Raw genomic sequence first — 23,969 nt, 5'->3', positions numbered from 1 at the left:
AAAGCCGCTTTTCCCAAGGGATTTATGACGGGAATGATACGGCTTTCGAGGCGCGAATCAGGCTGCGCGCGAGCGAATCAGCTCTTCAGCAGCGGATTGATCTTCTTGGCAAATTCCTCGAAGGAGGCCTCGCCCTTGATCTTCTCGCCGTTGATGAAGAAGGTCGGCGTCGAATCCACCTTCAAGACGTCGCTGGCGTATTTCTGGTCGGCGGCGATCTTGTCGAGCAGCGCCTGGTCTTTCAGGCAGGCCTCGACCTGCTGCTGGGTGAGGCCGGCCTGCTTGCCGATCCGCGTCAGGGTCTCGGTGGTGTTCTTCACCACCCAATCGGTCTGCTGGCGGAACAGCATGTCGGTGACCGCAAAGTATTTCGGCGCGTCCCCATTGGCGATGCAGCGCGACAGCATCGAGCCGGCGGCGGCCTTGATGTCGAGCGGGAACTCGCGGAAGACGTAACGCACCTTGCCGGTGTCGATGTATTCCTTCTTGATCTTGGGAAACACCTGCTCGTTGAAGGCCGCGCAATGCGGGCAGGTCATCGAGGCATATTCAGTGATGGTGACGGCGGCGTCCTGCGGGCCGAGCGCCATGTCGGGCAGCGACACCGGCTTGGCGACGTCGGCGGCGGACTGTGCCTTTGCTTCAGGGATCATGGCGTCCGAGATGAACCGCAGCGGCGAGAGCCCGGCGAGCGCGGCCAGCCCGGTCAGCGACAGCATCGTGGTGAAGGCGCGGCGGGTGATGATCACGGTTGGCTCCCGAACTGGCGTTGTCGCGCCCAGGCGGTATCGCTGTTCCCGGGCGGCCTGTCGCTAGCTTGAAACGTCGCTTGAGGCAATGGCGAGGGACAAGAACGGGTCCAGAATAGCCAGGGAATGAGGCTCAATTTCGCTTGATGGCGGCCCCGAGCCGCGCCAGTGCCGTCTTCAATTCTTCATCTTCAATGTCCCCGAGCCGCTCGACCTCCTTGGCAACCGCCTTCGGGTCTGGCGGGCCGGGCCGTTTCCGGGTCCGGGGCCGCGATAGCGGAGCCTGACGGAAGGCCAGCTTGCCGACCGCGCTCCAGCCAAAGAAGCGGTTGACGCGTTCCAGGATGACGTCTGCGGAGTGCTGGATCTCCAGCGCCATCGGGCCCTCCACCCGCAGCACCAGCGTCGCCGGTTCCTGCGGCTGCCCCTCTACCGGGCGCGGCCATTGCATCTTGAGCGGCTCGGCGTGCGCCGCGATCTCCGGCCCGGCAATCTGCGCCCACCGCGTCACCAGCTCGCGCGCCGCAAAGCCCTGCTTGGCATACGCCTCGGCGAAAACGTCATTGAGCAGGATCCCGAGCGGCTTAGCGCTGATGGGGCCGGGCTTGGGAGGGAATTTGGACATGAGACCTTATAGCACTCCGGGGCGATCCACGAAGAAAGACGTGGATGCCCGCGACGGGCGCGGGCATGACGTGGAGAGATCGGCGTGACGCCGCTACAGTGGGAGCATGAGCTCCAAATCCGCCCTGAAGCCGAAATCGGAACCCAGCCCGGCGGAGACCTCGTCGCGCCCGATCGCACTTCTGCAATGGTACGACCGCCACCGACGCCGCCTGCCCTGGCGCGCGGCGCCCGGGGAGGCATCGGACCCTTATCGCGTCTGGCTCTCGGAGATCATGCTCCAGCAGACCACGGTGAAGGCGGTCGGGCCTTACTTCGAAAAATTCGTCGCGCGCTGGCCTGACGTCACGGCGCTGGGGAGCGCTTCGCAGGACGACGTGCTGCGAATGTGGGCCGGGCTCGGCTATTATTCGCGCGCACGAAATCTCTACGCCTGTGCGGTCGCCGTGACGCGGGAACATGGCGGCGTGTTTCCGGACACGGAGGAGGGGCTGCGGACACTGCCGGGCATTGGCCCTTATACAGCGGCCGCGATCGCAGCGATCGCCTTCGATCGCCGCACCATGCCGGTCGACGGCAATATCGAGCGCGTGGTGTCGCGCCTGTTCGCGGTGGAGGAGGGGCTGCCGCAGGCAAAGCCCTTGATCCAGCAGCTGGCGGCGACGCTTCTGGCCGACTCCCGCGCCGGCGACAGCGCGCAGGCCCTGATGGATCTCGGCGCCTCGATCTGCACGCCGAAGAAGCCGGCCTGCTCGCTGTGCCCGTTCACTGAGGATTGCACTGCGCGTGCGCAAGGCACGCAGGAAACGTTCCCGCGCAAGGCGCCGAAGAAGAGCGGCACGTTGCGCCGCGGCGCGGCCTTTGTGATCACGCGCGGCGACGAGCTGCTCGTCCGCTCAAGGCCCGAAAAGGGCCTGCTCGGCGGCATGACCGAGGTGCCGGGCTCCGACTGGCTCGCCGGCCAGGAGGATGCGACGGCGAAGCAGCAGGCGCCGGAGTTGACGGGGCTGTCGCGCTGGCAGCGCAAGGTGGGCGTCGTCACCCACGTCTTCACGCATTTTCCGCTGGAGCTCGTCGTCTACACGGCGAAGGCCGAGCCCCGCGCGCGCGCACCCGAGGGCATGCGCTGGGTGCCGATCGCAACCCTTGCCGGAGAGGCACTGCCGAACGTCATGCGCAAGGTGATCGCACACGCATTGGACCTTTCATCCAGGCCATTCTCCTGACAGCACGCTGGCAGCAGCGCCGCGCTATCAAAGCGCGACACGGAGGCTGCCAATGGTCCAGACCGCACTCGACAACTTTCCAAGGCCGCCCTGCGCCGAGCTGCTCGGATGGCGCCTGCTCGATGCCCGTCCCGAGGAAGGCTGGATCAAGCTGAGCTTCGAGGGCAAGCCGGAGTTTTGCAACCCGGCGGGCTTCATCCAGGGCGGCATGCTCTCGGCCATGCTCGACGACACCATGGGCCCGGCGGTGCTGGTGATGAGCGAAGGCCGGCTCTACACCACGACTATCAGCATGACCGTGAATTTCCTGGCGCCGGCAAGGCCCGGACCGATCATCGGCGAAGCGAAGGTGACGCAGCTCGGCAGGACGATCGCCTTCGTCGACGCCAAGCTGATGGCCGAGGACGGCACAGTGCTGGCAACGGCGAGTGCGAGCGAGCGGCTGCTGGAGGCGGCGAGGGTGGTGAAGTAAGGCGGGCACCCGTCTCTCGCTCCCTCGCCCCGTTCTTACGGGGAGAGGGTGGGGTGAGGGGCTTCTCTCAGCACGGGCGGTGGACGTGAGACCTGTACCCCCTCACCCGGATTGCATCTCCGATGCAATCCGACCTCGCCCCGCAAGCGGGGCGAGGTGAAGAGGAGTTCGCGGCTCGCTGAGTGGTTAACTCACCCGCTTCGCACCCGCGCTCACGATCGGCGGCTTCGCATTCAGCGCCTCGACCTGGAAACCCGCGACGCGCTTGTAGTTCGCCGCGATGTCTTCCAGCTCCTGCTGCGACAGCACGTCGGTGACGATCTCAAAGCCGTCGGGCGCGCGCTCCTCGACGAGCTGCATCACCTGTTCGGGGCCGTTCTTGCGGTTGAGCAGGACGAGGTCGGTGGTCGCCGGCCTGCGCTCGGCTTCATAGGCGAGCAGCGCGGCCTGCGTCGGGCCATGGGCCAGGATCTCGCGCGTGATGACGCGGGCATCGAGGATCGCCTGCGAGGCGCCGTTGGAGCCGATCGGATACATCGGATGCGCGGCGTCGCCCATCAGCGTGACCTTGCCGAAGGTCCATTGCGACACCGGATCGCGGTCGACCAACGGGTATTCATAAGCATGCGGGCAGTTCCGGATCAGGCCGGGCACATCGAGCCAGTCGAACTGCCAGCTCTCGAACCACGGCAAAAATTCTTCCAGCCGCGCGGTGCGGTTATAGTCCTCGCGCCGCCACTGATAGGTCGGCGGCATGTGGCGTTCGGCGACCCAGTTGATCAGATGGTTGCCCGATGAGTCCGGCTCTTTCGAGATCGGATAGCAGACGAACTTCAGGATCTCGTGGCCCGCCATGATCATGGTGCGGCCAGTGAGAAAGGCCTTCGATGGCGTGACGCCGCGCCAGAGGATGCGGCCGTTCCAGATCGGCGGACCTTCGTTCGGATAGAGCTTTTCTCGGGCGGCGGAATGGATGCCGTCGGCGGCGATCATGATTGCACCTTCGTAGGTACCTGCGGCCTTGCCGGTCGCCCGGTCGATGAAATCGGCGCGGACGCCGCTCGCGGTCTCGGTCCAGCCGGTCAGATGATGGCTGGTGAGGATGTTGTCGCGGCCGAGCCGCTCGACCGCCGTGTCGAGCAGCAGCTGCTGGAGCGTGCCGCGGTGGATCGAGAACTGCGGCCATTTGTAGCCGGCTTCCAGCCCGCGCGGCTCGCTCCAGATCGGCTTGCCATACTTGGAGAAATAGGCGAGCTCGGCCGTCCGCACGCCGCTGGCATCGAGCTTGTCCATCAGCCCGAGCTCGATCAGCTCGCGCACCGCATGCGGCAGCACGTTGATGCCGACGCCGAGCGGCCTCAGTTCCGCGACGCTCTCGAACACTTTTACGGGAACGCCGATCCCATGCAGGCTGAGCGCAAGCGTCAGCCCGCCGATGCCGCCACCGGCGATGAGTACCGTCATGACAACCCCCTCCAATTGCAGGCGTCTTGGCACAGGCGGGCGGCGGTGGGCAACTGCGAAGAGCGCAAGGCAAGAGAACGTCGTGCTATGGACCTTGCGGCCGACAACCGCTAATTTCCAATTTTCCATGAGGTCCGACATGCTCAAGCTCTACTACGCCACCGGCACCTGTGCGCTCGCCACCTACATGACCCTGGAGGAGGCCGGCGCCGACTACACGGCCGAACGGTTGAGCTTCAAGGACAACCAGCAGAACAGCCCGGACTATCTCGCGATCAATCCGAAGGGACGCGTGCCGGCGCTGGTGACCGATCGCGGCGTCCTCACCGAGACCCCGGCGATGCTGGCCTACATCGCGCAGACCTTCCCGAAGGCGAAGCTCGCCCCCCTCGACGATCCCTTCGACTTCGCGCAGGTGCAGTCGTTCAACTCCTATCTCTGCTCGACCGTGCACATCAACCATGCCCACAAGATGCGCGGCGCGCGCTGGGCGACGGAAGAGAGCTCGTTCGCCGACATGAAGGCGATGGTGCCGAAGACCATGGCCGCCTGCTTCAAGCTGATCGAGCAGAAGATGTTCAAGGGACCATGGGTAATGGGCGATCAGTTCACGATCTGCGATCCCTATCTCCACACGCTCTCGCACTGGCTCGAAGGCGACAGCGTTGACATCAACGCCACGCCGAGGATCGCCGACCACTTCAAGCGCATGTCGGACCGCCCGGCCGTGCGCAAGGTGATGGATGCGCAGAAGGCGTAACAATACGCCGGTCACATATTCCGCTGTCGTCCCGGGCAAGCGTAAGCGCAGACCCGGGACCCATACCGCGGAATCTATCGATCGCGATCGGTAGAAGTACCAAACGACCGGTCTTCGCCAAATCACGTCCTGTGGTTATGGATCCCGGATCAGCGCTCCGCTCTAGACAATGCTGCGTGTTGTCGGGAGCTGCGCTTGTCCGGGACGACACCGAGATTGCCGATGGTGCATCCTACGACCCTTTCTTCTCCAGCTCCCGCCCCGTCGCCAGCATCAGCCGCCGCAGCCAGATCGATCCCGGATCCATCTGTGCCCGCGTCGGATGGAACATGAACTGCTCGTCGATCCCCGGGTCGAGCGGCGGCGTCACCGCGACGAGGCCGAGTTGCTTCGACAACGCCGCGATCAGGCGGCGCGGCACGAAAGCGACGAGGTCGGTGCGCGCGGCGACGTGCAGCGCTTCGAGATAGCCCGACACCACCAGCGCAATGTGCCGCTCGATGCCCTTGGTGCGGAGCCAGGTGTCGATCAGATCCTCGCTGTTGCCGCGGATGATCACCCCGACATGGCGCGCGGCCAGGAACGCCTCGCGCCGCTTCAGCTTCGCGGCCATCGGATGGCCGCGTCGCACCGCCAGCGCGTCGCGGTCGGTGTAGAGCAATTGGCGGTGAAAGCCCTTGAAGGCGTTGCCGATCGAGATCACGAGGTCGATGGTGCGGGCGAACTCGGCGTGGAAGATCGCAGGTCCCCGCCATGGCACCACGTCGATGCGGACGTTGGGCGCAAGACGCGTCACCTTTTCCATCAGCGGCGGCATCAGCAGCTCGACCGCGAGATCCGGCATCATCAGGCGGAATGGCCGCTCGCTGCGCGCGGCGTCGAATTCCTCCGGCGCGAACAGCCCGCGCACCTGGTCCAGCGCCTGCGCCAGCGGTGCGCGCAGCGCCTGTGCCCGCGGCGTCAGCTCCATCCGCGCGCCGGTGCGCACCAGCAGCGGGTCGCCGAAGATGTCGCGCAAGCGTTGCAGCGCGTGGCTCGCGGCTGGCTGCGACAGGCCGATTCTCATGGCCGCGCGGCTGACATTGGCCTCGCGCAGCAGCGCGTCGAGCGCGGTCAATAGATTGAGGTCAAGCGAATTCAAATTCATGAGGTGAATAGATATCATATTCTCTATCGATTTGAAGAATTCCATTCGCGCGGCAATGTTCTCCGCGTTGCCACCAAACGGAGATGCCGCCATGAGCGCGAGCGCCAACAAGAAACTGATGCAGGACATTTTCGCCGCTGCCGCCAACCCCGATCCGGCGGCGCGCGACCGCGCCCTGTTCACCGCAAGCCTTGCCGACGACGCCAGATGGGTCGTGACCGGGCAATATTCCTGGTCCCGCACCTTCACGGGCAAGGAGTCGATCCTCAACGATCTGCACGGCTATGTGCGCACCCGCCTGCGCGACCGCACGCGCACAGTCGCTCATCGCTTCATTGCCGACGGCGACATCGTTGTGGTCGAGGCCAAGGGCGACAACGTCACGCCCGAGGGCGTGCGCTACGACAACGACTATTGCCTGGTGTTCCGGCTCGAGGACGGCAAGATCAAGGAGATCCGGGAATACTGCGACTCGGTCCTGACCGAGAAGGCGCTCGGCCCGTTTCCGCAAGCCGGTGTGAGGGCCGCGAGCTGAGCGGCTCGAACGACGTCGCGTCCACGGCGCGATCCCATCGGTCACGGCCGGGGCTTGCCGTGCGGGCCTGGCGGATGCTGATGGACATGATGCGGGTCCGGCGAGAGCAGGCCCGGGCCCGGTGTCACCTCGCCGCGATGACCGAACGGGAGCTTCAGTACTGCGGCATGACCCGGTCGGAGATTGCCTACGAGCTGAAGAAACCCGTTCGACGGAAATAGAACGACAGCGCGGGGCCGAAGTTCCTGGAGTCGGTCCACGCGGCCTGAGCTGAAAAGCAAAAGGCCACGCGCATCCGCGTGGCCTTGAAGCATGGTGTGGCGAGATCACGCCACCTTGGTCTGCATGTGCCTGAACATGTTGGCTCTCGCCTCGTCGTCCATCTCGGCCTTGAAGGTGAACTTGTCCTTCAGCGCGATCGCGCGGCCAGCTGCGGGGCGCGCCGAGATCTCGTCGACGAGCCGCTTCACGTTGGGGTAGCGCGCAAAGGCGTCGTCGCCGAGCTTGAACGGCACCATCCGCGCCCAGCCCCACAGCGCCATGTCGACGATCGAATAGGCATCGCCGACCATGTAGTTGCGGCCCTGGAGGTGACCATCGAGAATCTTGTAGTGACGGTCGGTCTCGTACTGGTAGCGGTTGTGGGCGTAATCGTGGCTCTGGTCCTTCGGCGCGAAATGCTTGAAGTGAACGGCCTGACCCGAATACGGCCCGACCCCGGTCGCCACGAACATCAGCCAGGACAGCAATTCGGCGCGGCTCGCCGGCAGGAATTTTCCGGTCTTCTCGGCGAGATAGAGCAGGATGGCATTCGAGTCGAACACGATCGTGCCGTTGTCGTCGATCGCCGGCACCTTGGCGTTCGGATTGATCTTCAGATAATCCGGCGTGAACTGCTCGCCCTTGCGGGTGTCGACCGCGATGGGCTCGAACGGCAGTCCGGACTCCTCGAGGAACAGCGCAACCTTGGTCGGGTTCGGCGATCCATTGAAGTAGAATTTGAGCATCAATCATCTCCACAGGTTGGTGGCCGAGAGCGAACGCAGCGTTGGAGCCGCAGGCGGTCTTCTCTTGCCTGAACCTGCTCGGAGAGGGCAACCGGCGAGTTTGCCGGGCGGTATCTGCGCGCCACGCAGATCAGCCGGCGTAACAAAGCCCGATCGCCGCCGTAATGACCATCGCCGCGCCGATCCCTTCCAGCCTCAGCCCGAGCTTGGCGGCGAGATGCATGTCGGAGGCCCGCGCGGCGCGCTCCGATCCGCGCGCATAACCGTGCACGATGACGTCATGATTGAAATTGTCATGCGCCTCGTTGCTGCTGGCGAGGCCGACACAGACCACCAGCACGCCAAACAGCGCGAGGCCGAAAAAGCCGAGCAGCGCGATCAGGAACATCGGAAACATGCCGATCAGGAAGATCGGCAGCAGCGGCACCAGCAGCAAAGTCTCGGACTGTCGTCGCATGGGCCCACCGGTGAGGACGGGGCTGATCGAGGGAATGTAGTTCCGGCCATTGCTTCATTCAAGGAGCCCGTAGGATGGGCAAAGGCGCGAAGCGCCGTGCCCACCAGCACTGCATCCCGAGAGGGATGGTGGGCACGCTGCGCTTTGCCCATCCTACGGGATCGGAGTGCTAGGCTACTCCGCCGCCATGCCTGCGCGGATCTCGGCGCGGAGCTCGTCGATCAGCTTGAGACCCTTCTTGGTCTCGACGTGCCAGAAGGTCCAGCCGTTGCAGGCCTGCGCGCCTTGCGCGACCGCGCCGATGCGGTGGATCGAGCCGACCTTGTCGCCGAACATGATGGCGCCGTCGGCGCGCACCAGCGCACCCAACTTCTTCTTGGCGTCGAACAGCTTCGTGCCGGGCATGATCATGCCGCGCTCGATCAGCTCGGAGAACGCGACGCGCGGGGCTTCGCGCGCCGTCATGAACGGGGCGAGGCTCTCTTCCGGCAGCGGCTCGACCTTGGCGATGCGCGCTTCCGCCGCCTTGGCATACGTCTTGTCCCGCTCGAAGCCGATATAGGAGCGGCCGAGGCGCTTGGCGACGGCGCCGGTGGTGCCGGTGCCGTTGAAGGGATCGATCACGAGATCGCCGGGCTTGGACGAGGACAGCAGCACGCGCGCGAGCAGGCCTTCCGGCTTCTGCGTCGGATGCACTTTCTTGCCGTCGGCGCCCTTGAGGCGCTCCTCGCCGGTGCAGAGCGGGATCAGCCAGTCGGAGCGCGCCTGCACGTCCTCGTTGGCCGCCTTCAGCGCCTCGTAGTTGAAGGTGTAGCCCTTGGCTTTTTCGTCGCGCGCGGCCCAGATCATGGTCTCGTGCGCGTTGGTGAAGCGGCGGCCGCGGAAGTTCGGCATCGGGTTCGACTTGCGCCAGACGATGTCGTTCAGCAGCCAGAAGCCGAGGTCCTGCATGATCGCGCCGACCCGGAAGATGTTGTGATACGAGCCGATCACCCAGATCGTCGCCGAGGGTTTCATCGCGCGGCGGGCGGCCAGCAGCCAGGCGCGGGTGAAATCGTCGTAGGCGGAAAACGAATCGAACTTGTCCCAGTCGTCGTTGACGGCATCGACATGGGATTCGTCGGGGCGCTTGAGATCGCCCTTGAGCTGGAGGTTGTAGGGCGGATCTGCGAACACCAGATCGACGCTGCCGGCCTGAAGCTTCGACATCTCGGCGACGCAATCGCCGAGAATGATACGATGCGAAGGGGACTCAAAATTTGTGCGGGGCGCCCTTGCAGACGCCCCGCGACGCGACTCTACCATGACTCAAGAACTCTGACTCAGGCGACGCTGTCGGCGACGCGGGACCAAACAACCGACTGGCCGCTACATTGCAGCGGCAAAGTAAAAAACGACTTAACCCGCTACTTTTCCAAGCAAGCCTCGCATCGCCCGTCGCGCGCGTCGTGGTGCGCGCAATCGCTGTGTTTTACGGTATATTTCGCATTCGTCCGCGGCGCGGCGGCCGTTGCGGCGGCAAATGTCTCTCGGAAAAAATTGCACGCGGACGGAAAAAATTGCTGGCACGGGCGCGCTGTCGCCCTAGGCAATTTTTGCCGAGCGGGATATTGATTAACGCAATGGAAATTTTACCTGTGTGGCGCGTTGGAGTTTGGCGCTCTTGCGCGCCGACGAGCTAAAGCCGACACACTGAATCGGGACGTTGAGGGAAAGCCGCCATGCGCTACGATGATTTCCGCCGCAGCGACGACATCGAGGATCGTCGCGACGACGGCGGCGGCGGGTTTGGCGGTGGAGGCGGCGGGTTCGGCCTGCCGATGGGCGGCGGCGGGCTCGGCATCGGCACCATCATCGTGCTCGGCCTGATCGGCTACGCTTTCGGCATCGATCCGCGCATCCTGATCGGCGGCGCCGAGATTCTCTCCGGCGGCGGCGCTCCGAGCTACCACACTGAGCGTCAGGCGTCCTCGGGCAAGCGCGGCGCGCCGGCCGACGAGATGGGCAGTATGATCTCCGGCATCCTCGGCGAGATCGACGATCGCTGGAGCGAGATTTTTCAGGCCAGCGGGCAGTCCTACACCGGTCCGAAGATCGTGCTGTTCCGCAACGCCACCAATGGCGGCCGCTGCGGCATGGCGCAGTCGGCGATGGGGCCGTTCTATTGCCCGCCGGATCGCACCATCTTTCTCGACACCTCGTTCTTCCGCGAGGTCGAGACGCGCTTCCGCGGCTGCTCCGGCAAGTCGGCGTGCAACTTCACCACCGCCTACATCATCGCGCATGAGGCCGGCCATCACATCCAGAACCTGCTCGGCATCATTCCGCGCGTGACGCGGCTGCAGCAGCAGGCCGGCAGCAAGGCCGAGGCCAACGCGCTCCAGGTCAAGGTGGAGCTGCAGGCCGACTGTCTGTCCGGCGTCTGGGTCAACCGCGAGGCCAAGAAGCGTCCGAACTTCCTCGAACCCGGCGACATCGACGCCGCACTGACCACGGCAAGCGCGATCGGCGACGACACGCTGCAGCGCCAGGCCACCGGACGCGTCGTGCCCGATTCCTTCACCCACGGCTCGGCCGCGCAGCGCAAGCAATGGTTCATGACCGGCTACCAGCAGGGCACGGTCCAGGCCTGCAACACGTTCGGGGCCGGAGCATTGTAAAGAAGGTCTCGTGCCCCGGACGCGGCGCAGCGCTTCTCTAGCGGTGCGCTGCAGAGCCGGGCCCACATTGCCGGTGGCTCTGAGGTCTCATAAGCATGGGTCCCGGCTCTGCGATGCATCGCTCACGCGCTGCATCGTGTCCAGGACACGAGAGGAAAAAGCAATGGCCTCGATCGACGAAACCAAACAGTTCATCCCGCTCAACATCGCGGTGCTTACCGTCTCCGACACGCGCGCCCTCGCCGATGACAAATCGGGCCAGACGCTCGCCGACCGCCTCACCTCAGCCGGTCATCATCTCGCCGCGCGCGAGATCGTCACCGACGACGTCGAAGCGATCCGCGCCGTGATCCGCCGCTGGATCGCGGATCGTGACATCGACGTCGTCATCACCACCGGCGGCACCGGTTTTACCGGGCGCGACGTCACGCCGGAAGCGATCGAGCCGCTGTTCGAGAAACGCATGGACGGTTTTTCGATCGCGTTTCACATGCTGAGCCACGCCAAGATCGGCACATCGACGATCCAGAGCCGCGCCACTGCCGGCGTTGCGGGGGCGACCTACATCTTCTGCCTGCCGGGCTCGCCCGGCGCCTGCCGCGACGGCTGGGACGGCATCCTCGCAAGCCAGCTCGACTACCGCACGCGTCCGTGCAATTTCGTCGAGATCATGCCAAGGCTGGACGAGCATCTGCGCAGGCCGAAGGCGCAGGGCGCGACGGTGTAGGCGCGGACGTTGGTGCCTTCTTCCTTCTCCCCTTGCCGGAGAAGGTGGCGCGAAGGCGGTTCTATCGGCGTACGCCAGTGTCGGTTGGAGCATACCCCTCGCCCAAGTGAGCCCGTATCTGCCAGCGCAGATGCCCTCTCCCGCAAGGGGCGAGGGCACATTCATGCGCATCCCGCTCGTGGCCAAACAATCAGAGGTCCAGCTCCCAGGTCTCCCCGACCAGATCGGCACCGAAGCTATGGTGCTTCTCCGCCTTCACGAGCTTGAAGCCTGCACTTTGATAGATGCCGCGCGCGGCGACCAGGATGCTCTGGGTCCACAGCGTCATCCTCTTGTAGCCTCGCTCGCGGGCGCCCTGGATGCATTGCTCGACCAGTGCGCGGCCGACACCGAGCCCGCGCGCTTTCTTCTCCACCTGCAACAGGCGCAACTTGGCGATTTCGTCCGTGGCCTTGACCAGGAAGATCGAGCCGACCGGCTCGCCATCGACTTCGGCGATCCAGCAGTGCTCGCGCGCGGGGTCGTAATTCTTGATGAACTGCGCGCAAATCTCGGCGACCAGCGCCTCGTAGCTGATGTCCCAGCCATAGTCCGCGGCGTAGGCGGCGCCCTGCCGCGAGATGACCCAACCCATGTCACCGACGCGATGGCTGCGCAGCATGAAGGAGGCGGGCTGGGTCCGGCGTTGCTCCAGCACGGCCTCGATCGTCGCCATGGCCTGCGTGAGCCGCCCCGCATCTCCGGGCGAAAGCTGCGCCAGCATGGCGGCGACCTCGTTTTGCGAGGCGAGGTTCAGCTTGGCGAAGGCCTGGCGGCCCTTGGCGGTGAGGCTGAGCTGGTATTGCCTGCGATCCGCGGGCAGGGGTTTTCGCGTGATCAGCCCCTTTTCGTCAAAACTCTGGACGATGCGGCTGAGATAGCCGGGATCGAGCCCAAGCTCGTTGCCGATCTCCTTGGCTGCAAGGTCGTTGCGCTGCGCGAGCTCATAGAGCACGCGGGCCTCGCTGAGCGAGAACGGGCTCTTGCCAAGGTGCTGGTCGAGCACGCCGAGCTTGCGGGTATAGAAGCGGTTGAAGGCGCGGACTGCCGCGATCTGGTCGTCGGGAGCGTCAAGTGACATCGGGACACCTCAATAATTGCCATTGTCAAATAATTGTTTGACTTTGGCAAGTATTTGGTGGCCTCAGCCGACCATGACGATCCGGCTGCGCAGCATGGTGCGGGACGAGCGGCCGAGCCGCCGCAGCAGCCGCGCCTCGGAACGGCGGGCCTCGGGCGGATAGCCGCCGATCCGGTCGTAATGATCACGCGCGATCAAAAGTCCCTGATCGCCGAGCGGGCCGACCAGCTTGCGCGCGACGGCCCGAAACATGTCGCGCAGGCCGGTATCGGCGTAAGGTGAACGGGCATAACGAAACACCGCTGCACGATCTCGTCCGCTGGTCGAGACGGCCTCGATGAATTGCGCGGTCTCCTCGATCCAGCCGGTTTCCAGCACCGCACCGGCGGGCAGGAACATCAGCCAGGGCGAGCGGGCCCGGAGCGCGCCGGCGGCGAGCGCCGCGCCCTGCGAGGAGCCCTCGAAGCCGATGAAACGGCAGCCTGCGACGTCGGCAACGCGCTCGATGACGCCGTTGCGGGTGCCGTCGACCAGCAGCACTTCGCGGATGATGCCGGCGGCGGCACCCGGTACCAGCGCGGCCAGAGTTGCGACGGCCGTCTGCTCGACGCCTTCAGTCGGAATGATGACGCTCAGCATGATTGAGGCTTCGATGTCCGCAATTCGGGAGAAGCGTAGCTTGTTATGATGTTGTCATAAACATGCGACCTCGCCGAGTGCAACTTTTTGGCGGCTCTTTGGTAGCCAATGGTAAACCACGGAGCGCCTATGGCATGCGAATGTGTCGCGTGCGGGATGGCCCAATTGCCAAATGTTTCGGCGAATCTCGCTTGCGAGGGCTTCAAACGGGGCTCTTTCCGCCGGTATGATCGAGGCGAGGGCGCACAGAGCGAGATGGTCCAGTGAACGCCGATCAACTTTCCGTTGGCACCCCGCCAACTTTGCCGAAGCAGGACGCCGCGGCGACCTTGCGGATCCGCGCGCTGATGTTGGGCGACCGCATCAACGCCTCCAGCCTCGAGATCGGTACTCTGGTGTCATCGACGCCGGCCGCCTTTCGCGTTCATGCCGGCCTTGCCGTGATCTTCCGCTACGGCGTCGTGGTGCTGATCGGTCTGTTGCCGTCGGAAGAGAAGGTGCTGATCGACAGCCTCAACTCCCGCGTCATCGGCCCGTTCAGCCCCCATGAGGAAGAGACCGCGCAGGCCCAGCTCTGCAAGGACGAAAACGCCGAGGTGATCCAGCCGGGCGGGCCGATCTGTCTCGCAAAATTCTCCGACGACCGGCTGCTGCTGATTGCGGACGCACTTGCCAAGAGCACGTCGCTGGCGCGCGACGAGCGGCGCGTTGCGGCGGTGTTCGACGTGATCGAGCCCTTCGCGCGCAAGCTCGCCGAGCAGGGCCGCACGCCACCCCAGCGCAAGGGCATGCTGCAACTGATCGGCAATGCGCTTCTGGTGCAGCAGCGCGTCGCCGGCCGCGTCGCGGTGGCCGACAAGCCGGATGTGCTCTGGGAAAAGCCCGAGCTCGACCGGCTCTACGCCCGTCTCGAGGATGAGTACGAATTGAAGGAGCGCCTGGACACGCTCGAGCGCAAGCTCACCGCGGTGTCGGAAACCGCCAACGCGCTGACCGACATCATCGACACCCAGCGCTCGCTGCGTCTGGAAATTGCGGTGGTGGTGCTGATCGTGATCGAGGTCGCGATCGGGTGTTTTCAGATATTGGCCGGCATCCACTAGAGAAGGTAAGTTTTGGTTCGCCACAACGCGCCGCGAGCGAGATGCGCATGACTGTGCCCTCGCCCCTTGTCGGAGAGGGCAGCACCGCTGGTGGATGCGGGCTCACTGGGGTGAGGGGTCTGTCTCCTCATCCTCTCACGCACATGTGCGCCCGGACAAAACCCCTCATCCGGCGCCATAGCCGAAGCTTCGCTGCGGCGTTCTTAAGAACGGCGGCCGAAGGCCGGCTATGCCACCTTCTCCCACAAGGCGGAAGGGAAGTCAGGGCCGATCGTTCTTCCAGACCTCAAGCTCCCATTCCTAACAGCGCGGCGCAATGTCGTGCGATCGTGAGTTCTTCGTTAGTCGGAATGACGAACACATCTACGGTGCTGTCGCTGCCGCTGATCCGCTCGCGCATCGCATCATTCGCCGCCGCATCGATGCGCACGCCGAGCCAGCCAAGCCGTTCGCCGATCGCGCTGCGGATTTCCTTAGCATGCTCGCCGATGCCGCCGGTGAACACCAGACATTCTAGCCCGCCGAGTGTGGTCGCCATCATCGCGACCTGCTGCGCCGCACGAAGCGTGAAGAGATCCACCGCCTCCCGCGCGGTCGCCTCGCGGCTCGCGAGCAGCGTGCGCATGTCGGCGGAGATGCCGGAGACGCCGAGCAGGCCCGACTGATGATAGAGCAAGTGCTGGACGTCTTCGGCCGACATGTTCTCGTGTTGCAGCAGATAGAGCAGCACGCCGGGATCGAGCGTGCCGCAACGCGTGCCCATCACGAGGCCATCGAGCGGCGTCAGCCCCATCGTGGTATCGATGCTGCGACCGTCGCGAAGTGCGCACAGGCTGGCGCCGTTGCCGAGATGCGCGACGACGGTGCGCCTGGCCGCAAGCTCCGGCGCGATTTCAGCAAGGCGCCGCCCGACATATTCGAACGAGAGGCCGTGAAACCCGTAGCGGCGGATACCACGCTCGTCATAGCGTCGCGGGATCGCAAAACGGCTGGCTGGTGGCGCCATGCTGTGATGGAAGGCGGTATCGAAACAGGCGATCTGCGTGAGGTCAGGCCTGATCGCCGCGATGGTGCGGACCGGCTCCAGGCACCGCGGCTGATGCAGCGGTGCCAGCGGGCTCAATGCCTCCAGCCTTGCATAGACATCATCCGTCAGTTCGACCGGGCCGGAATAATCCGGTCCGCCATGGACGATGCGGTGACCGGCGGCGCGCAAGCGATGGCCGCCAAACCGGTCCTCGACGAACCCGAGCACATCGCTGAACAGGTGACCGCTGTCCGCATCGGACACTTCCCGGTGCGTCTCGAACAGATTTTCGCCGGCGGGGCTCTTCATCACGAGCCGCGGCTTTGCCTCGTGCTCGTCGAGCAGGCCCTTGCAAAGAAGGGTGGGCTCGGCCGCGGAGATATCGAACAGGCCGAACTTGATGCTCGACGAGCCCGAATTGAGGACGAGGACTGCCTCCGACATGGCGGCCTCAGTCGCCGGCTTCGGCTGGCGTGTTACCGCCAGCGCTGTTCTGCCAGACCCACTTTTGAATCTCCGGCATGTCCTCGCCGTGCTCGCGCACGTAACGCGAATGCTCGATCAGCTTGTCGCGAAACTGCTGCTTGACCTGTGCGGCTCTGGTCGCAAGCCCCGGCACGCGCTCGATCGCCTCGATCGCGAGGTGATAGCGGTCGAGCCCGTTGAGCACGACCATGTCGAACGGCGTCGTCGTGGTACCTTCCTCGGCAAAGCCGCGCACATGCATGCCGGCATGGTTGGTGCGGTTATAGGTGAGCCGGTGGATGAGGTAGGGATAGCCGTGATAGGCGAAGATGACCGGCTTGTCGCGCGTGAACAGGCTGTCGAAATCGCGGCCGGAGAGCCCGTGCGGATGCTGTTCGTTCGGCTGCAGCGTCATGAGGTCGACGACGTTGACGACACGGATCTTCAAGTCCGGCAGCGCCTTGCGCAGCAGGTCGACGGCGGCGAGCGTCTCCAGGGTCGGCACGTCGCCGGCGCAGGCCATCACCACGTCGGGCTCGCCGTCCCCGGCGTCGTTGCTGGCCCAGGTCCAGATGCCGATGCCGGCATCGCAATGCGTCGCCGCCTCCTGCATCGACAGCCATTGCGGCGCCGGCTGCTTGCCAGCCACGATGACATTGATGCGATTGTAAGTGCGCAGGCAGTGATCGGCGATCCACAGCAGCGTGTTGGCATCCGGCGGGAAATAGATGCGGACGATGTCGGCTTTCTTGTTGGCGACGAGATCGACGAAGCCCGGGTCCTGATGGCTGAAGCCGTTATGGTCCTGGCGCCAGACGTGCGAGGTCAGGAGATAATTGAGCGAGGCGATCGGCCGCCGCCACGGCAGGTCGCGCGTGACCTTCAGCCATTTGGCGTGCTGGTTGAACATGGAATCCACTATGTGGATGAAGGCCTCGTAGCAGGAGAAGAAGCCGTGCCGTCCGGTGAGCAGATAGCCCTCGAGCCAGCCCTGGCAGAGATGCTCGCTCAGCACCTCCATGACACGGCCGTCTTCGGCAAGATGCACGTCGTAAGGTCTTGTCGGCTCCATCCAGACGCGCTCGGTCGCTTCGAACACCGCATCCAGCCGGTTTGATGCGGTCTCGTCCGGGCCCATGATGCGGAAATTGCGCTCCTGCGCGTTGAGCCGGATGACGTCGCGCAGAAATTTGCCGAGCTCGCGCGTTGCTTCGCCGGCAACGGAACCTGGCTGCGGTACGTCCACCGCGAAGTTGCGGAAGTCCGGCAGCTCGAGCTCCTTCTTGAGGAGGCCGCCATTGGCGTGCGGATTGGCGCCCATGCGCCTGTTGCCTTCGGGCGCGAGCGCCTGAAGCTCGGAGATGAGTGCGCCGCTCGCATCGAACAGCTTTTCCGGTTCGTAGCTGCGCATCCACTCTTCGAGCAGTCTCAGATGCGCCGGGTTCTCGCGGCAGTTCGCAACGGGAACCTGATGTGCGCGCCAGAAACCTTCGACCTTCTTGCCGTCGACCTCCTTCGGGCCGGTCCAGCCCTTCGGGCTTCGCAGCACGATCATCGGCCAGCGCGGCCGCTCAACTGCCTTGCGGTCCTCGCGGGCGTGCTGCTGGATCGAGCGGATGCTGGCGAGCGCGACGTCGAGCGCGTCCGCCATGGCCTGGTGCATCAATTTGGGCTGGTCGCCCTCGACGAATAGCGGCTCGTGGCCGAATCCGCGAAAGAGATCGCGGATCTCGCTGTCGCCCATCCGGCCGAGCACGGTCGGGTTGGCGATCTTGTAGCCGTTGAGATGCAGGATTGGCAGCACCGCGCCGTCATGGGCGGGGTTGAGGAACTTGTTGGAGTGCCAGGAGGCCGCGAGAGGACCGGTCTCGGCCTCGCCGTCGCCGACCACGCAAGCGGCGATCAGATCGGGGTTGTCGAACGCCGCGCCATAGGCATGCACCAGGGCGTAGCCGAGCTCGCCGCCTTCGTGGATCGAGCCCGGCGTTTCCGGCGCCGCATGGCTCGGAATGCCGCCGGGGAAGGAGAACTGCCGGAACAGTTTCCGCAATCCGTCCACATCGCGCGCGATATCAGGATAGATCTCGCTGTAGCTGCCTTCGAGATAGGTGTTGGCGACCATGCCCGGGCCGCCATGGCCGGGACCACAGATGTAAATGACATCTAGGTCCAGCGCGCGGATGACGCGGTTGAGATGGGCGTAGATGAAGTTCAGGCCTGGCGTCGTGCCCCAATGGCCGAGCAAACGCGGCTTGATGTGCTCGGGCCGCAGCGGCTCGCGCAGCAGCGGATTGTCGAGCAGGTAGATTTGCCCGACGGAGAGATAGTTTGCGGCGCGCCAGTAGCGATCGAGCAGGGCGAGGTCGCCGGCTGCGACGGCCGATTGTTGTCGATTTGTCATGATGTGCCGACCCTTCACGCAAGGATCGTCACCAACCCTGCTCTGGCGCGATCGATCCCTCAGTGCCACCAAACGAAATCGCGAAATTGGTGATGTTGCGGGAGGTCAGGGACCGGTGCGCAAAGTTTCGGCAGCTCTACTGTGCATGGGGTTGTTTTCACGTTTTCGGTTTGCGTTCTTGATTTGTTCTTGTGTCGTGCTATCTTGGCTGCATGAGTCCAGCAGCATCCTCTCATGCTCTCAAGCACCCGCCGGTCAAGGCGCTCTCCGAGCCGGCGGGTGCGGACTCTGATTTTCCCTCCGATTTTCCAGAACTCGGCGTCGCCATCGACCGCGCACGCAGGCGAGGGCGGGGCGCCCAATCCAATGCCAGCGGCCGTTATGAGGCCGAGGCCCGCGTCGCCTTCGACGATGGCTGGCAGAGCCTGGAAGAGCTGCCGCCGTTCAAGACCAGTGTGGCGGTCGACACCTCCCGCAAGGTGATCACCCGCAACGACTCCCCCGATATCGGCTTCGACCGCTCGATCAATCCCTATCGCGGCTGCGAGCATGGCTGCGTCTATTGCTTCGCGCGGCCCACCCATGCCTATCTCGGCCTGTCGCCGGGGCTCGACTTCGAGTCAAAGCTGTTCGTGAAGCCCGAGGCGCCGTCGCTGCTGGAGAAGGAGCTCGCCGCAGCAAATTACGAGCCGCGGATGATCGCGATCGGCACCAACACCGATCCCTATCAGCCGATCGAGCGCGAGCGGAAGATCATGCGCGGCATTCTCGAGGTGCTGGAGCGCGCGGGTCATCCCGTCGGCATCGTCACCAAGTCGGCGCTGGTCGTGCGCGACATCGACATTCTCGCGCGCATGGCCAAGCGCAACCTCGCCAAGGTCGCGATCTCGGTGACCTCGCTCGATCCGAAGCTGGCGCGCACCATGGAGCCGCGCGCATCGACGCCGCCGAAGCGGCTGGAGGCGCTGAAGCAGCTTTCGGAGGCCGGCATTCCGACCACCGTGATGGTCGCGCCCGTGATCCCCGCGCTGAACGATTCCGAGATCGAGCGCATTTTGGATGCCGCCGCCCATGCCGGCGTCAAGGAAGCCTCCTATGTGCTGCTGCGGCTGCCGCTGGAGGTGCGCGATCTCTTCCGCGAGTGGCTGATGGCCAACTATCCGGACCGCTATCGCCACGTCTTCACGCTGATCCGCGACATGCGCGGCGGCCGCGACTACGACGCGAAATGGGGCGAGCGGATGAAGGGCACGGGCCCGATGGCCTGGACCATCGGCCGCCGCTTCGAGATCGCCTGCGACAGGCTCGGCCTCAACAAGCGCCGCTCCAAACTGACCACGGATCACTTCGCAAGGCCGAAGCGGAACGGCGATCAGTTGAGCTTGTTCTGAGCGGGAGATGGAAGAGGCGTCGCATGAACAAGGAATTGCCGGCTCCGGTGCCGCGGCTCACCGTCATCACGCTGGGCGTCAGCGACATCAGCGCCAGCATCGCTTTTTACGACGCGCTCGGTTTCCCGCGCCGGCTGAAGGCAACCGGCGAGGCCGTCGCGTTCTACGATACGGGAGGTCCGGTGCTCGCGCTGTATCCCTGGGATCAGCTCGCAGCCGACGCCGAGTTGCCTGACGATCCGAGGCCCTCGACCTTCCGCGGCATCACGCTCGCCTGGAACTGCCGGACACGCGAGGAGGTCGATTCGGTGCTGGCCTTCGCGCTCGGCAAGGGCGCCAAGCTGCTGAAAGCAGCGCACGAGACGGAATACGGCGGCTATTCCGGCTATTTCGCCGATCCCGACGGCCACCCCTGGGAAGTCGTGGTCGCACCCGGCATCGCGGTCGGCGAGGACCGGCGGGTGCATCTGGCGGAGTAGGGCCGGTCTGAATAACGGGAATTGCGCTGGGTTCCCGGTTGCGCTGGCCAAATCGCGTGCGCACGATCCCGGGCATGATTCGGGACAAGTCCGCCAACAAGCCGGCCAAGGCTGCGCCAAAGAAGGACGCTGCGATCAAGGCTGCGCCTGCCAAAGCATCGGTGGCCAAGGCTGCGAAGGCTCCTGCCGGCAAGAAAGGCATCATCGCCATCGCGCCGCCGAGCTTCCGCCGCGAGCGCGCGCTGATCAAGCGCGGGGTCTGGCCGGTCGCGGGCTGCGACGAAGCCGGCCGCGGGCCGCTGGCCGGTCCCGTGGTGGCGGCCGCGGTGATTCTCGATCCCGACCGCATTCCGCGCGGCATCGACGATTCCAAGCGCCTGACCGCCGAGGAGCGCGAAAAACTATTCGACAAGATCTGCGCCACCGCGCAGGTCTCGGTCGTCGTCGCCTCGCGCGAGCGCATCGACCGCGACAACATCCTGCGCGCCTCGCTCTGGGCGCTGAAGCGCGCCGTGATGGCGCTGCCTGAGGCGCCCCGCCACGTCTTCGTCGACGGCCGCGACCGCCTCGACACGGCCTGCGACTGCGAAGCCGTGATCGGCGGCGACGGCATCGTGCTGTCGATCGCAGCGGCCTCCATCGTCGCCAAGGTGACGCGCGACCGGCTGATGTGCGCGCTGGCGCAGGACTGCCCCGGCTACGGCTTCGAGCAGCACAAGGGCTATGCCGTCCCCGAGCATCTCGACGCGCTCGACCGCCTCGGTCCCAGCGTCCACCACCGCAGCTTCTTCGCCCCCGTCGCGGCGGCGCGGGCCAAGCACATGCCCTGGACGGTCGAGCCGGTGCAGGACCTGTTCTCCGTGAGCGACGCCGAACTCCAGGTGGAAGCCGCCGTTGAAATCGATGCTTCAGCGGGCCTTTAGAGCACACGGTCGTTGCCACGGCGCATAGCGCCCATTATCAAAACACACGTGAGCGAATAGGGCCGGCTGGACGGGTTGGCTGCATCTGTCGGACGTTGCATGCGGTTTACCTCCCTGGTCATCGAGCTCATTCGCGCCCGGCCGCGGCTGATCGTATGGATCGCCGTGCTGCTCCAGGCTTTGATGTGGCTGTTCGTGGCGCTGGCGTTCTACCGCAGCCCGCCCGGCAGCCTTGCGACGCTGCTGGCGTTCGGCCGCGAATATCAGGTCGGGACGGATCTCGGCCCGCCGCTGCCGGTCTGGCTCGCCGACATCGCCTATCGCGCCGCCGGCGGCCACATGGTCGGCGTCTATGTGCTGGCCGAGCTGTGCGAGATCGCGACCTTCATCGCGCTCTATCATCTCTCCCGCGCCGTGGTCGGCTCGCAGCAGGCGGTGCTCGCCGTGCTCCTGACCATGACGGTGCTGGCGTTCTCCTCGCCCGCGCTCGATTTCGGCGCGCTGGTGCTGGCGCGCCCGCTCTGGGCGCTGCTGCTGCTGCATTCCTGGCAGATCATCGGCCAGCGCCGTGGCAATGCCTGGTTCGCCTGGTCGATCGAGGCCGGCCTGTTGCTGCTGACGACGCCTGCGGCGGTTTTCCTGCTGCTGCTGCTCATCATCTTCGCGGTCTCGACCGCCGGCGGCCGCCGCACCTTGCGCGCGCTGGATCCCTTGTTCGCGCTGATCGTCGTCGCGGTGCTGGCGCTGCCCTATGCGGTCTGGCTGATGCGCGCCGAGACGCTTGTGTTGCCGGCGTTGCCTGAGATCGCGGAGCTGAATGCCCGCGCCCTCCACGCGGCCTGGCTGCTCGGCGGGCTGGTGCTCGGAGCCGCGGCGATCCCGGCGCTGACCTTCCTCAATACAGGCCTGTTCGTCGCCAAGGGCGAGGAGGCGCCGATCATCTACCGCCCGCCGGTGGCCCCGCTCGCGCGCAACTACGTCTATTTCTTCGCGCTCGCGCCGGCGCTCGGTGCGGTGCTGATCTCCGGCGTGCTCGGGCTCGATGCCGTCGTCGGCGGGCCCGGCGTCGTGCTGGTGATGTCCGGGCTTGCCGTGGTGGTCGCGGCCGGCGATCTCATCGCACTGCGCCGCGCGCGCATGCTGCGGATGGTGTGGGCCGCCGCCGTCGTGGCGCCCGCCGCCGGCGTCGTGCTCGCGGTGCTGTTCCTGCCCTGGACCGGCGCCAATGAGATCGCGACCTCGATGCCGGCACGCGAGATATCGGATTTCTTCGACGAAAGCTTTGCCCGCCGCACCAATCATCGCCTGCGCGCGGTCGCCGGCGAGACCCAGCTTGCCAGCCTGATCACGCTGCATTCCGGCCGGCCGCATCTGTTCATCGACGCGCAGCCTTCGCGCACCCCGTGGATGAGCCAGGCCAAGTTCAGCGAGACCGGCGGCGTCGTGGTCTGGCGTGCCTCCGATACCGCCGGCACCCCGCCGCCGGAAATCCTGGCGCGCTTCCCCGGCATCGTGCCGGAAGTGCCGCGCGCCTTCGAATGGCTGGTCAATGGTCGACAGGGACTATTGCGGATCGGCTGGGCGATCGTGCGGCCGAAGGGGACGTAAGTCAGTGTCATTCCGGGGCGCGGCGAAGCGGCGAGCCCGGAATCCATTCATCCACCAACTCTGTCGCTCGATGGATTCCGGGCTCTCGCTTCGCGAGCCCCGGAATGACGGCGTGGGTGTAGTTACACCGCCGCTTCCGCCAGCACCTTCGCGATCGCGCGCAGATCCTGCCAGGCCAGCCGCTTGTATGACGGCGAGCGCAAGAGATACGCCGGATGGAATGTCGGCAGCGCGCGGATGGTGCGCTGGCCGGTCTCGTACTCGAACCAGCGTCCGCGCGTGCGCATGATGCCTTCGCGCGTTCCGAGCAGCGTCTGCGTCGAGGGATTGCCGAGCGTCACCAGCACGTCGGGATTGACCAGCTCGATCTGGCGCTGGATGAAGGGCAGGCAGATCTGCGTCTCCTGCGGCGTCGGCGTGCGGTTGCCGGGCGGCCGCCACGGAATGACGTTGGCAATGTAGGCGGTGGTGCGGTTGAGCCCGATCGCCCCGATCATGAGGTCGAGCAGCTTGCCGCTGCGCCCGACGAAGGGCAGCCCCTCGATGTCCTCGTCGCGGCCCGGGGCCTCGCCGACGAACATGATGCGCGCCTGCGGATTGCCGTCGGCGAACACCAGGCGCGTCGCCGTGTGCTTCAGCGCGCAGCCCTCGAAGCCCTGCATCAATTCGCGCAGTGCCTCCAGCGTTGGCGCAGTGCGCGCCGCTTCGCGCGCCGAAGCAATGGCGACGTCTGGTGCGGGCGCAGCTTCGCCGCGCATCACCGTCGGCGCGGCGACAGGCCGCGGCGCCTCGACTGGAGGTGCCGCGCGCGGGGGCGGCGGCAGGGTATCCAATTCCGCCAGGCGGTCGATCGGTTCCTCCGCGAGCGCGCAGTCGACACCGGCCTCCAGATAGAAGGCGAGCAGCTCTCGGACGGTGGGTGCGGGCTCAGGGATCATTGGGAAAGTCAGACTATTAGTTCATCTTAAGGCGCCTTGCATCCCAG

Annotated in this window: 23 protein-coding genes; 11 read left to right on the top strand and 12 right to left on the bottom strand. The window is 65.3% G+C overall.

Going from position 1 to position 23,969, the window contains the following annotated elements; translation table 11 throughout:
- Nucleotides 1-77: 77 nt before the first annotated feature.
- Together JJB99_RS29070 and JJB99_RS29065 are read right to left on the bottom strand one after the other, a co-directional pair.
- A complete protein-coding gene (locus tag JJB99_RS29070) occupies nucleotides 78-749 on the bottom strand; it encodes a DsbA family protein (protein ID WP_200495668.1) in 672 nt (223 codons plus the stop codon).
- A gap of 133 nt (nucleotides 750-882) precedes the next feature.
- Entirely contained in the window at nucleotides 883-1,374 is a 492-nt protein-coding gene (locus tag JJB99_RS29065) for a DUF721 domain-containing protein (protein ID WP_200495667.1), read from the bottom strand.
- Between the two features lie 106 nt (nucleotides 1,375-1,480).
- On the opposite strand from JJB99_RS29065, the gene mutY reads away from it, so the two are divergent.
- Nucleotides 1,481-2,599: an A/G-specific adenine glycosylase gene (mutY, locus tag JJB99_RS29060; RefSeq protein WP_200495666.1), complete on the top strand. Its 1,119-nt coding sequence runs from the start codon at nucleotides 1,481-1,483 to the stop codon at nucleotides 2,597-2,599.
- Between the two features lie 52 nt (nucleotides 2,600-2,651).
- Nucleotides 2,652-3,071, top strand: a complete 420-nt coding sequence (locus JJB99_RS29055) for a PaaI family thioesterase (protein WP_200495665.1) — start codon at nucleotides 2,652-2,654, stop codon at nucleotides 3,069-3,071.
- Between the two features lie 186 nt (nucleotides 3,072-3,257).
- Here JJB99_RS29055 and JJB99_RS29050 read toward each other — a convergent pair whose 3' ends face one another.
- Entirely contained in the window at nucleotides 3,258-4,535 is a 1,278-nt protein-coding gene (locus JJB99_RS29050; RefSeq protein ID WP_200495664.1) for a flavin-dependent oxidoreductase, read from the bottom strand.
- A gap of 139 nt (nucleotides 4,536-4,674) precedes the next feature.
- Here JJB99_RS29050 and JJB99_RS29045 point away from each other — a divergent pair, with 139 nt between their 5' ends.
- Nucleotides 4,675-5,295 carry a glutathione S-transferase family protein gene (locus JJB99_RS29045; RefSeq protein WP_200495663.1) on the top strand — a complete coding sequence of 207 codons (621 nt, stop codon included), beginning with the start codon at nucleotides 4,675-4,677 and terminating at the stop codon, nucleotides 5,293-5,295.
- Between the two features lie 232 nt (nucleotides 5,296-5,527).
- On the opposite strand, the gene JJB99_RS29040 is transcribed toward JJB99_RS29045, so the two are convergent.
- Nucleotides 5,528-6,442: a LysR family transcriptional regulator gene (locus tag JJB99_RS29040; RefSeq protein WP_200495662.1), complete on the bottom strand. Its 915-nt coding sequence runs from the start codon at nucleotides 6,440-6,442 to the stop codon at nucleotides 5,528-5,530.
- Between the two features lie 91 nt (nucleotides 6,443-6,533).
- Between JJB99_RS29040 and JJB99_RS29035 the strand changes: the two genes are divergently transcribed.
- On the top strand, nucleotides 6,534-6,977 hold the full coding sequence (locus JJB99_RS29035; RefSeq protein WP_200495661.1) for a nuclear transport factor 2 family protein: 444 nt from the start codon (nucleotides 6,534-6,536) through the stop codon (nucleotides 6,975-6,977).
- A gap of 326 nt (nucleotides 6,978-7,303) precedes the next feature.
- Here the strand turns inward: JJB99_RS29035 and JJB99_RS29030 are convergent, their stop codons facing one another.
- The 3 genes from JJB99_RS29030 to JJB99_RS29020 form a co-directional block, all read right to left on the bottom strand.
- Complete coding sequence (locus JJB99_RS29030; RefSeq protein WP_200495660.1) at nucleotides 7,304-7,984, bottom strand: glutathione S-transferase family protein; 681 nt, start codon at nucleotides 7,982-7,984, stop codon at nucleotides 7,304-7,306.
- A gap of 130 nt (nucleotides 7,985-8,114) precedes the next feature.
- Entirely contained in the window at nucleotides 8,115-8,441 is a 327-nt protein-coding gene (locus JJB99_RS29025) for a hypothetical protein (protein ID WP_200495659.1), read from the bottom strand.
- A gap of 174 nt (nucleotides 8,442-8,615) precedes the next feature.
- The gene (locus tag JJB99_RS29020) at nucleotides 8,616-9,746 is read right to left on the bottom strand and encodes a site-specific DNA-methyltransferase (protein WP_283815998.1); all 1,131 of its coding nucleotides are present in this window, start codon (nucleotides 9,744-9,746) and stop codon (nucleotides 8,616-8,618) included.
- A gap of 416 nt (nucleotides 9,747-10,162) precedes the next feature.
- On the opposite strand from JJB99_RS29020, the gene ypfJ reads away from it, so the two are divergent.
- Both ypfJ and moaB read left to right on the top strand, forming a co-directional pair.
- Nucleotides 10,163-11,101, top strand: coding sequence for a KPN_02809 family neutral zinc metallopeptidase (gene ypfJ, locus JJB99_RS29015; protein WP_200495657.1), 939 nt, complete (start codon nucleotides 10,163-10,165; stop codon nucleotides 11,099-11,101).
- A gap of 163 nt (nucleotides 11,102-11,264) precedes the next feature.
- Complete coding sequence (gene moaB, locus JJB99_RS29010; protein WP_200495656.1) at nucleotides 11,265-11,828, top strand: molybdenum cofactor biosynthesis protein B; 564 nt, start codon at nucleotides 11,265-11,267, stop codon at nucleotides 11,826-11,828.
- A 190-nt stretch (nucleotides 11,829-12,018) separates the two neighbouring features.
- Here the strand turns inward: moaB and JJB99_RS29005 are convergent, their stop codons facing one another.
- The gene (locus JJB99_RS29005; protein WP_200495655.1) at nucleotides 12,019-12,948 is read right to left on the bottom strand and encodes a bifunctional helix-turn-helix transcriptional regulator/GNAT family N-acetyltransferase; all 930 of its coding nucleotides are present in this window, start codon (nucleotides 12,946-12,948) and stop codon (nucleotides 12,019-12,021) included.
- Nucleotides 12,949-13,011: 63 nt separating this feature from the next.
- Nucleotides 13,012-13,587, bottom strand: coding sequence for a glycosyl transferase (locus tag JJB99_RS29000; protein ID WP_200495654.1), 576 nt, complete (start codon nucleotides 13,585-13,587; stop codon nucleotides 13,012-13,014).
- Nucleotides 13,588-13,850: 263 nt separating this feature from the next.
- Between JJB99_RS29000 and JJB99_RS28995 the strand changes: the two genes are divergently transcribed.
- The gene (locus JJB99_RS28995) at nucleotides 13,851-14,690 is read left to right on the top strand and encodes an RMD1 family protein (RefSeq protein WP_200495653.1); all 840 of its coding nucleotides are present in this window, start codon (nucleotides 13,851-13,853) and stop codon (nucleotides 14,688-14,690) included.
- Nucleotides 14,691-14,976: 286 nt separating this feature from the next.
- Here JJB99_RS28995 and JJB99_RS28990 read toward each other — a convergent pair whose 3' ends face one another.
- On the bottom strand, nucleotides 14,977-16,161 hold the full coding sequence (locus JJB99_RS28990; protein ID WP_200495652.1) for an acetate/propionate family kinase: 1,185 nt from the start codon (nucleotides 16,159-16,161) through the stop codon (nucleotides 14,977-14,979).
- Nucleotides 16,162-16,168: 7 nt separating this feature from the next.
- Nucleotides 16,169-18,583: a phosphoketolase family protein gene (locus JJB99_RS28985; RefSeq protein ID WP_200495651.1), complete on the bottom strand. Its 2,415-nt coding sequence runs from the start codon at nucleotides 18,581-18,583 to the stop codon at nucleotides 16,169-16,171.
- A gap of 212 nt (nucleotides 18,584-18,795) precedes the next feature.
- On the opposite strand from JJB99_RS28985, the gene JJB99_RS28980 reads away from it, so the two are divergent.
- From JJB99_RS28980 to JJB99_RS28965, 4 genes are all read left to right on the top strand, one after another.
- Nucleotides 18,796-19,974, top strand: coding sequence for a PA0069 family radical SAM protein (locus JJB99_RS28980; protein WP_200495650.1), 1,179 nt, complete (start codon nucleotides 18,796-18,798; stop codon nucleotides 19,972-19,974).
- Between the two features lie 23 nt (nucleotides 19,975-19,997).
- A complete protein-coding gene (locus JJB99_RS28975) occupies nucleotides 19,998-20,453 on the top strand; it encodes a VOC family protein (RefSeq protein ID WP_200495649.1) in 456 nt (151 codons plus the stop codon).
- A 74-nt stretch (nucleotides 20,454-20,527) separates the two neighbouring features.
- Nucleotides 20,528-21,376 carry a ribonuclease HII gene (locus JJB99_RS28970; RefSeq protein ID WP_200495648.1) on the top strand — a complete coding sequence of 283 codons (849 nt, stop codon included), beginning with the start codon at nucleotides 20,528-20,530 and terminating at the stop codon, nucleotides 21,374-21,376.
- 99 nt (nucleotides 21,377-21,475) lie between these two features.
- Nucleotides 21,476-22,984 carry a glycosyltransferase family 39 protein gene (locus JJB99_RS28965; RefSeq protein ID WP_200495647.1) on the top strand — a complete coding sequence of 503 codons (1,509 nt, stop codon included), beginning with the start codon at nucleotides 21,476-21,478 and terminating at the stop codon, nucleotides 22,982-22,984.
- Between the two features lie 122 nt (nucleotides 22,985-23,106).
- Here the strand turns inward: JJB99_RS28965 and JJB99_RS28960 are convergent, their stop codons facing one another.
- Nucleotides 23,107-23,922 (bottom strand): uracil-DNA glycosylase, encoded by an 816-nt coding sequence (locus JJB99_RS28960; protein ID WP_200495646.1) that lies wholly within the window; start codon nucleotides 23,920-23,922, stop codon nucleotides 23,107-23,109.
- Nucleotides 23,923-23,969 lie beyond the last annotated feature (47 nt).

Origin of the sequence: Bradyrhizobium diazoefficiens, from assembly GCF_016616235.1 — a bacterium.
GTDB lineage: Bacteria > Pseudomonadota > Alphaproteobacteria > Rhizobiales > Xanthobacteraceae > Bradyrhizobium > Bradyrhizobium diazoefficiens_H.
Note: the sequence above shows the minus strand (reverse complement) of the source record. Positions and strands in the feature narration are given on the sequence as shown.

Coding starts and splice junctions, on each gene's coding strand:
- JJB99_RS29065 (WP_200495667.1), bottom strand. CDS start 1,374: ATGTCCAAATTCCCTCCCAAGCCCGGCCCCATCAGCGCTAAGCCGCTC.
- mutY (WP_200495666.1), top strand. CDS start 1,481: ATGAGCTCCAAATCCGCCCTGAAGCCGAAATCGGAACCCAGCCCGGCG.
- JJB99_RS29055 (WP_200495665.1), top strand. CDS start 2,652: ATGGTCCAGACCGCACTCGACAACTTTCCAAGGCCGCCCTGCGCCGAG.
- JJB99_RS29050 (WP_200495664.1), bottom strand. CDS start 4,535: ATGACGGTACTCATCGCCGGTGGCGGCATCGGCGGGCTGACGCTTGCG.
- JJB99_RS29045 (WP_200495663.1), top strand. CDS start 4,675: ATGCTCAAGCTCTACTACGCCACCGGCACCTGTGCGCTCGCCACCTAC.
- JJB99_RS29040 (WP_200495662.1), bottom strand. CDS start 6,442: ATGAATTTGAATTCGCTTGACCTCAATCTATTGACCGCGCTCGACGCG.
- JJB99_RS29035 (WP_200495661.1), top strand. CDS start 6,534: ATGAGCGCGAGCGCCAACAAGAAACTGATGCAGGACATTTTCGCCGCT.
- JJB99_RS29030 (WP_200495660.1), bottom strand. CDS start 7,984: ATGCTCAAATTCTACTTCAATGGATCGCCGAACCCGACCAAGGTTGCG.
- JJB99_RS29025 (WP_200495659.1), bottom strand. CDS start 8,441: ATGCGACGACAGTCCGAGACTTTGCTGCTGGTGCCGCTGCTGCCGATC.
- JJB99_RS29020 (WP_283815998.1), bottom strand. CDS start 9,746: ATGGTAGAGTCGCGTCGCGGGGCGTCTGCAAGGGCGCCCCGCACAAAT.
- ypfJ (WP_200495657.1), top strand. CDS start 10,163: ATGCGCTACGATGATTTCCGCCGCAGCGACGACATCGAGGATCGTCGC.
- moaB (WP_200495656.1), top strand. CDS start 11,265: ATGGCCTCGATCGACGAAACCAAACAGTTCATCCCGCTCAACATCGCG.
- JJB99_RS29005 (WP_200495655.1), bottom strand. CDS start 12,948: ATGTCACTTGACGCTCCCGACGACCAGATCGCGGCAGTCCGCGCCTTC.
- JJB99_RS29000 (WP_200495654.1), bottom strand. CDS start 13,587: ATGCTGAGCGTCATCATTCCGACTGAAGGCGTCGAGCAGACGGCCGTC.
- JJB99_RS28990 (WP_200495652.1), bottom strand. CDS start 16,161: ATGTCGGAGGCAGTCCTCGTCCTCAATTCGGGCTCGTCGAGCATCAAG.
- JJB99_RS28985 (WP_200495651.1), bottom strand. CDS start 18,583: ATGACAAATCGACAACAATCGGCCGTCGCAGCCGGCGACCTCGCCCTG.
- JJB99_RS28980 (WP_200495650.1), top strand. CDS start 18,796: ATGAGTCCAGCAGCATCCTCTCATGCTCTCAAGCACCCGCCGGTCAAG.
- JJB99_RS28975 (WP_200495649.1), top strand. CDS start 19,998: ATGAACAAGGAATTGCCGGCTCCGGTGCCGCGGCTCACCGTCATCACG.
- JJB99_RS28970 (WP_200495648.1), top strand. CDS start 20,528: ATGATTCGGGACAAGTCCGCCAACAAGCCGGCCAAGGCTGCGCCAAAG.
- JJB99_RS28965 (WP_200495647.1), top strand. CDS start 21,476: ATGCGGTTTACCTCCCTGGTCATCGAGCTCATTCGCGCCCGGCCGCGG.
- JJB99_RS28960 (WP_200495646.1), bottom strand. CDS start 23,922: ATGATCCCTGAGCCCGCACCCACCGTCCGAGAGCTGCTCGCCTTCTAT.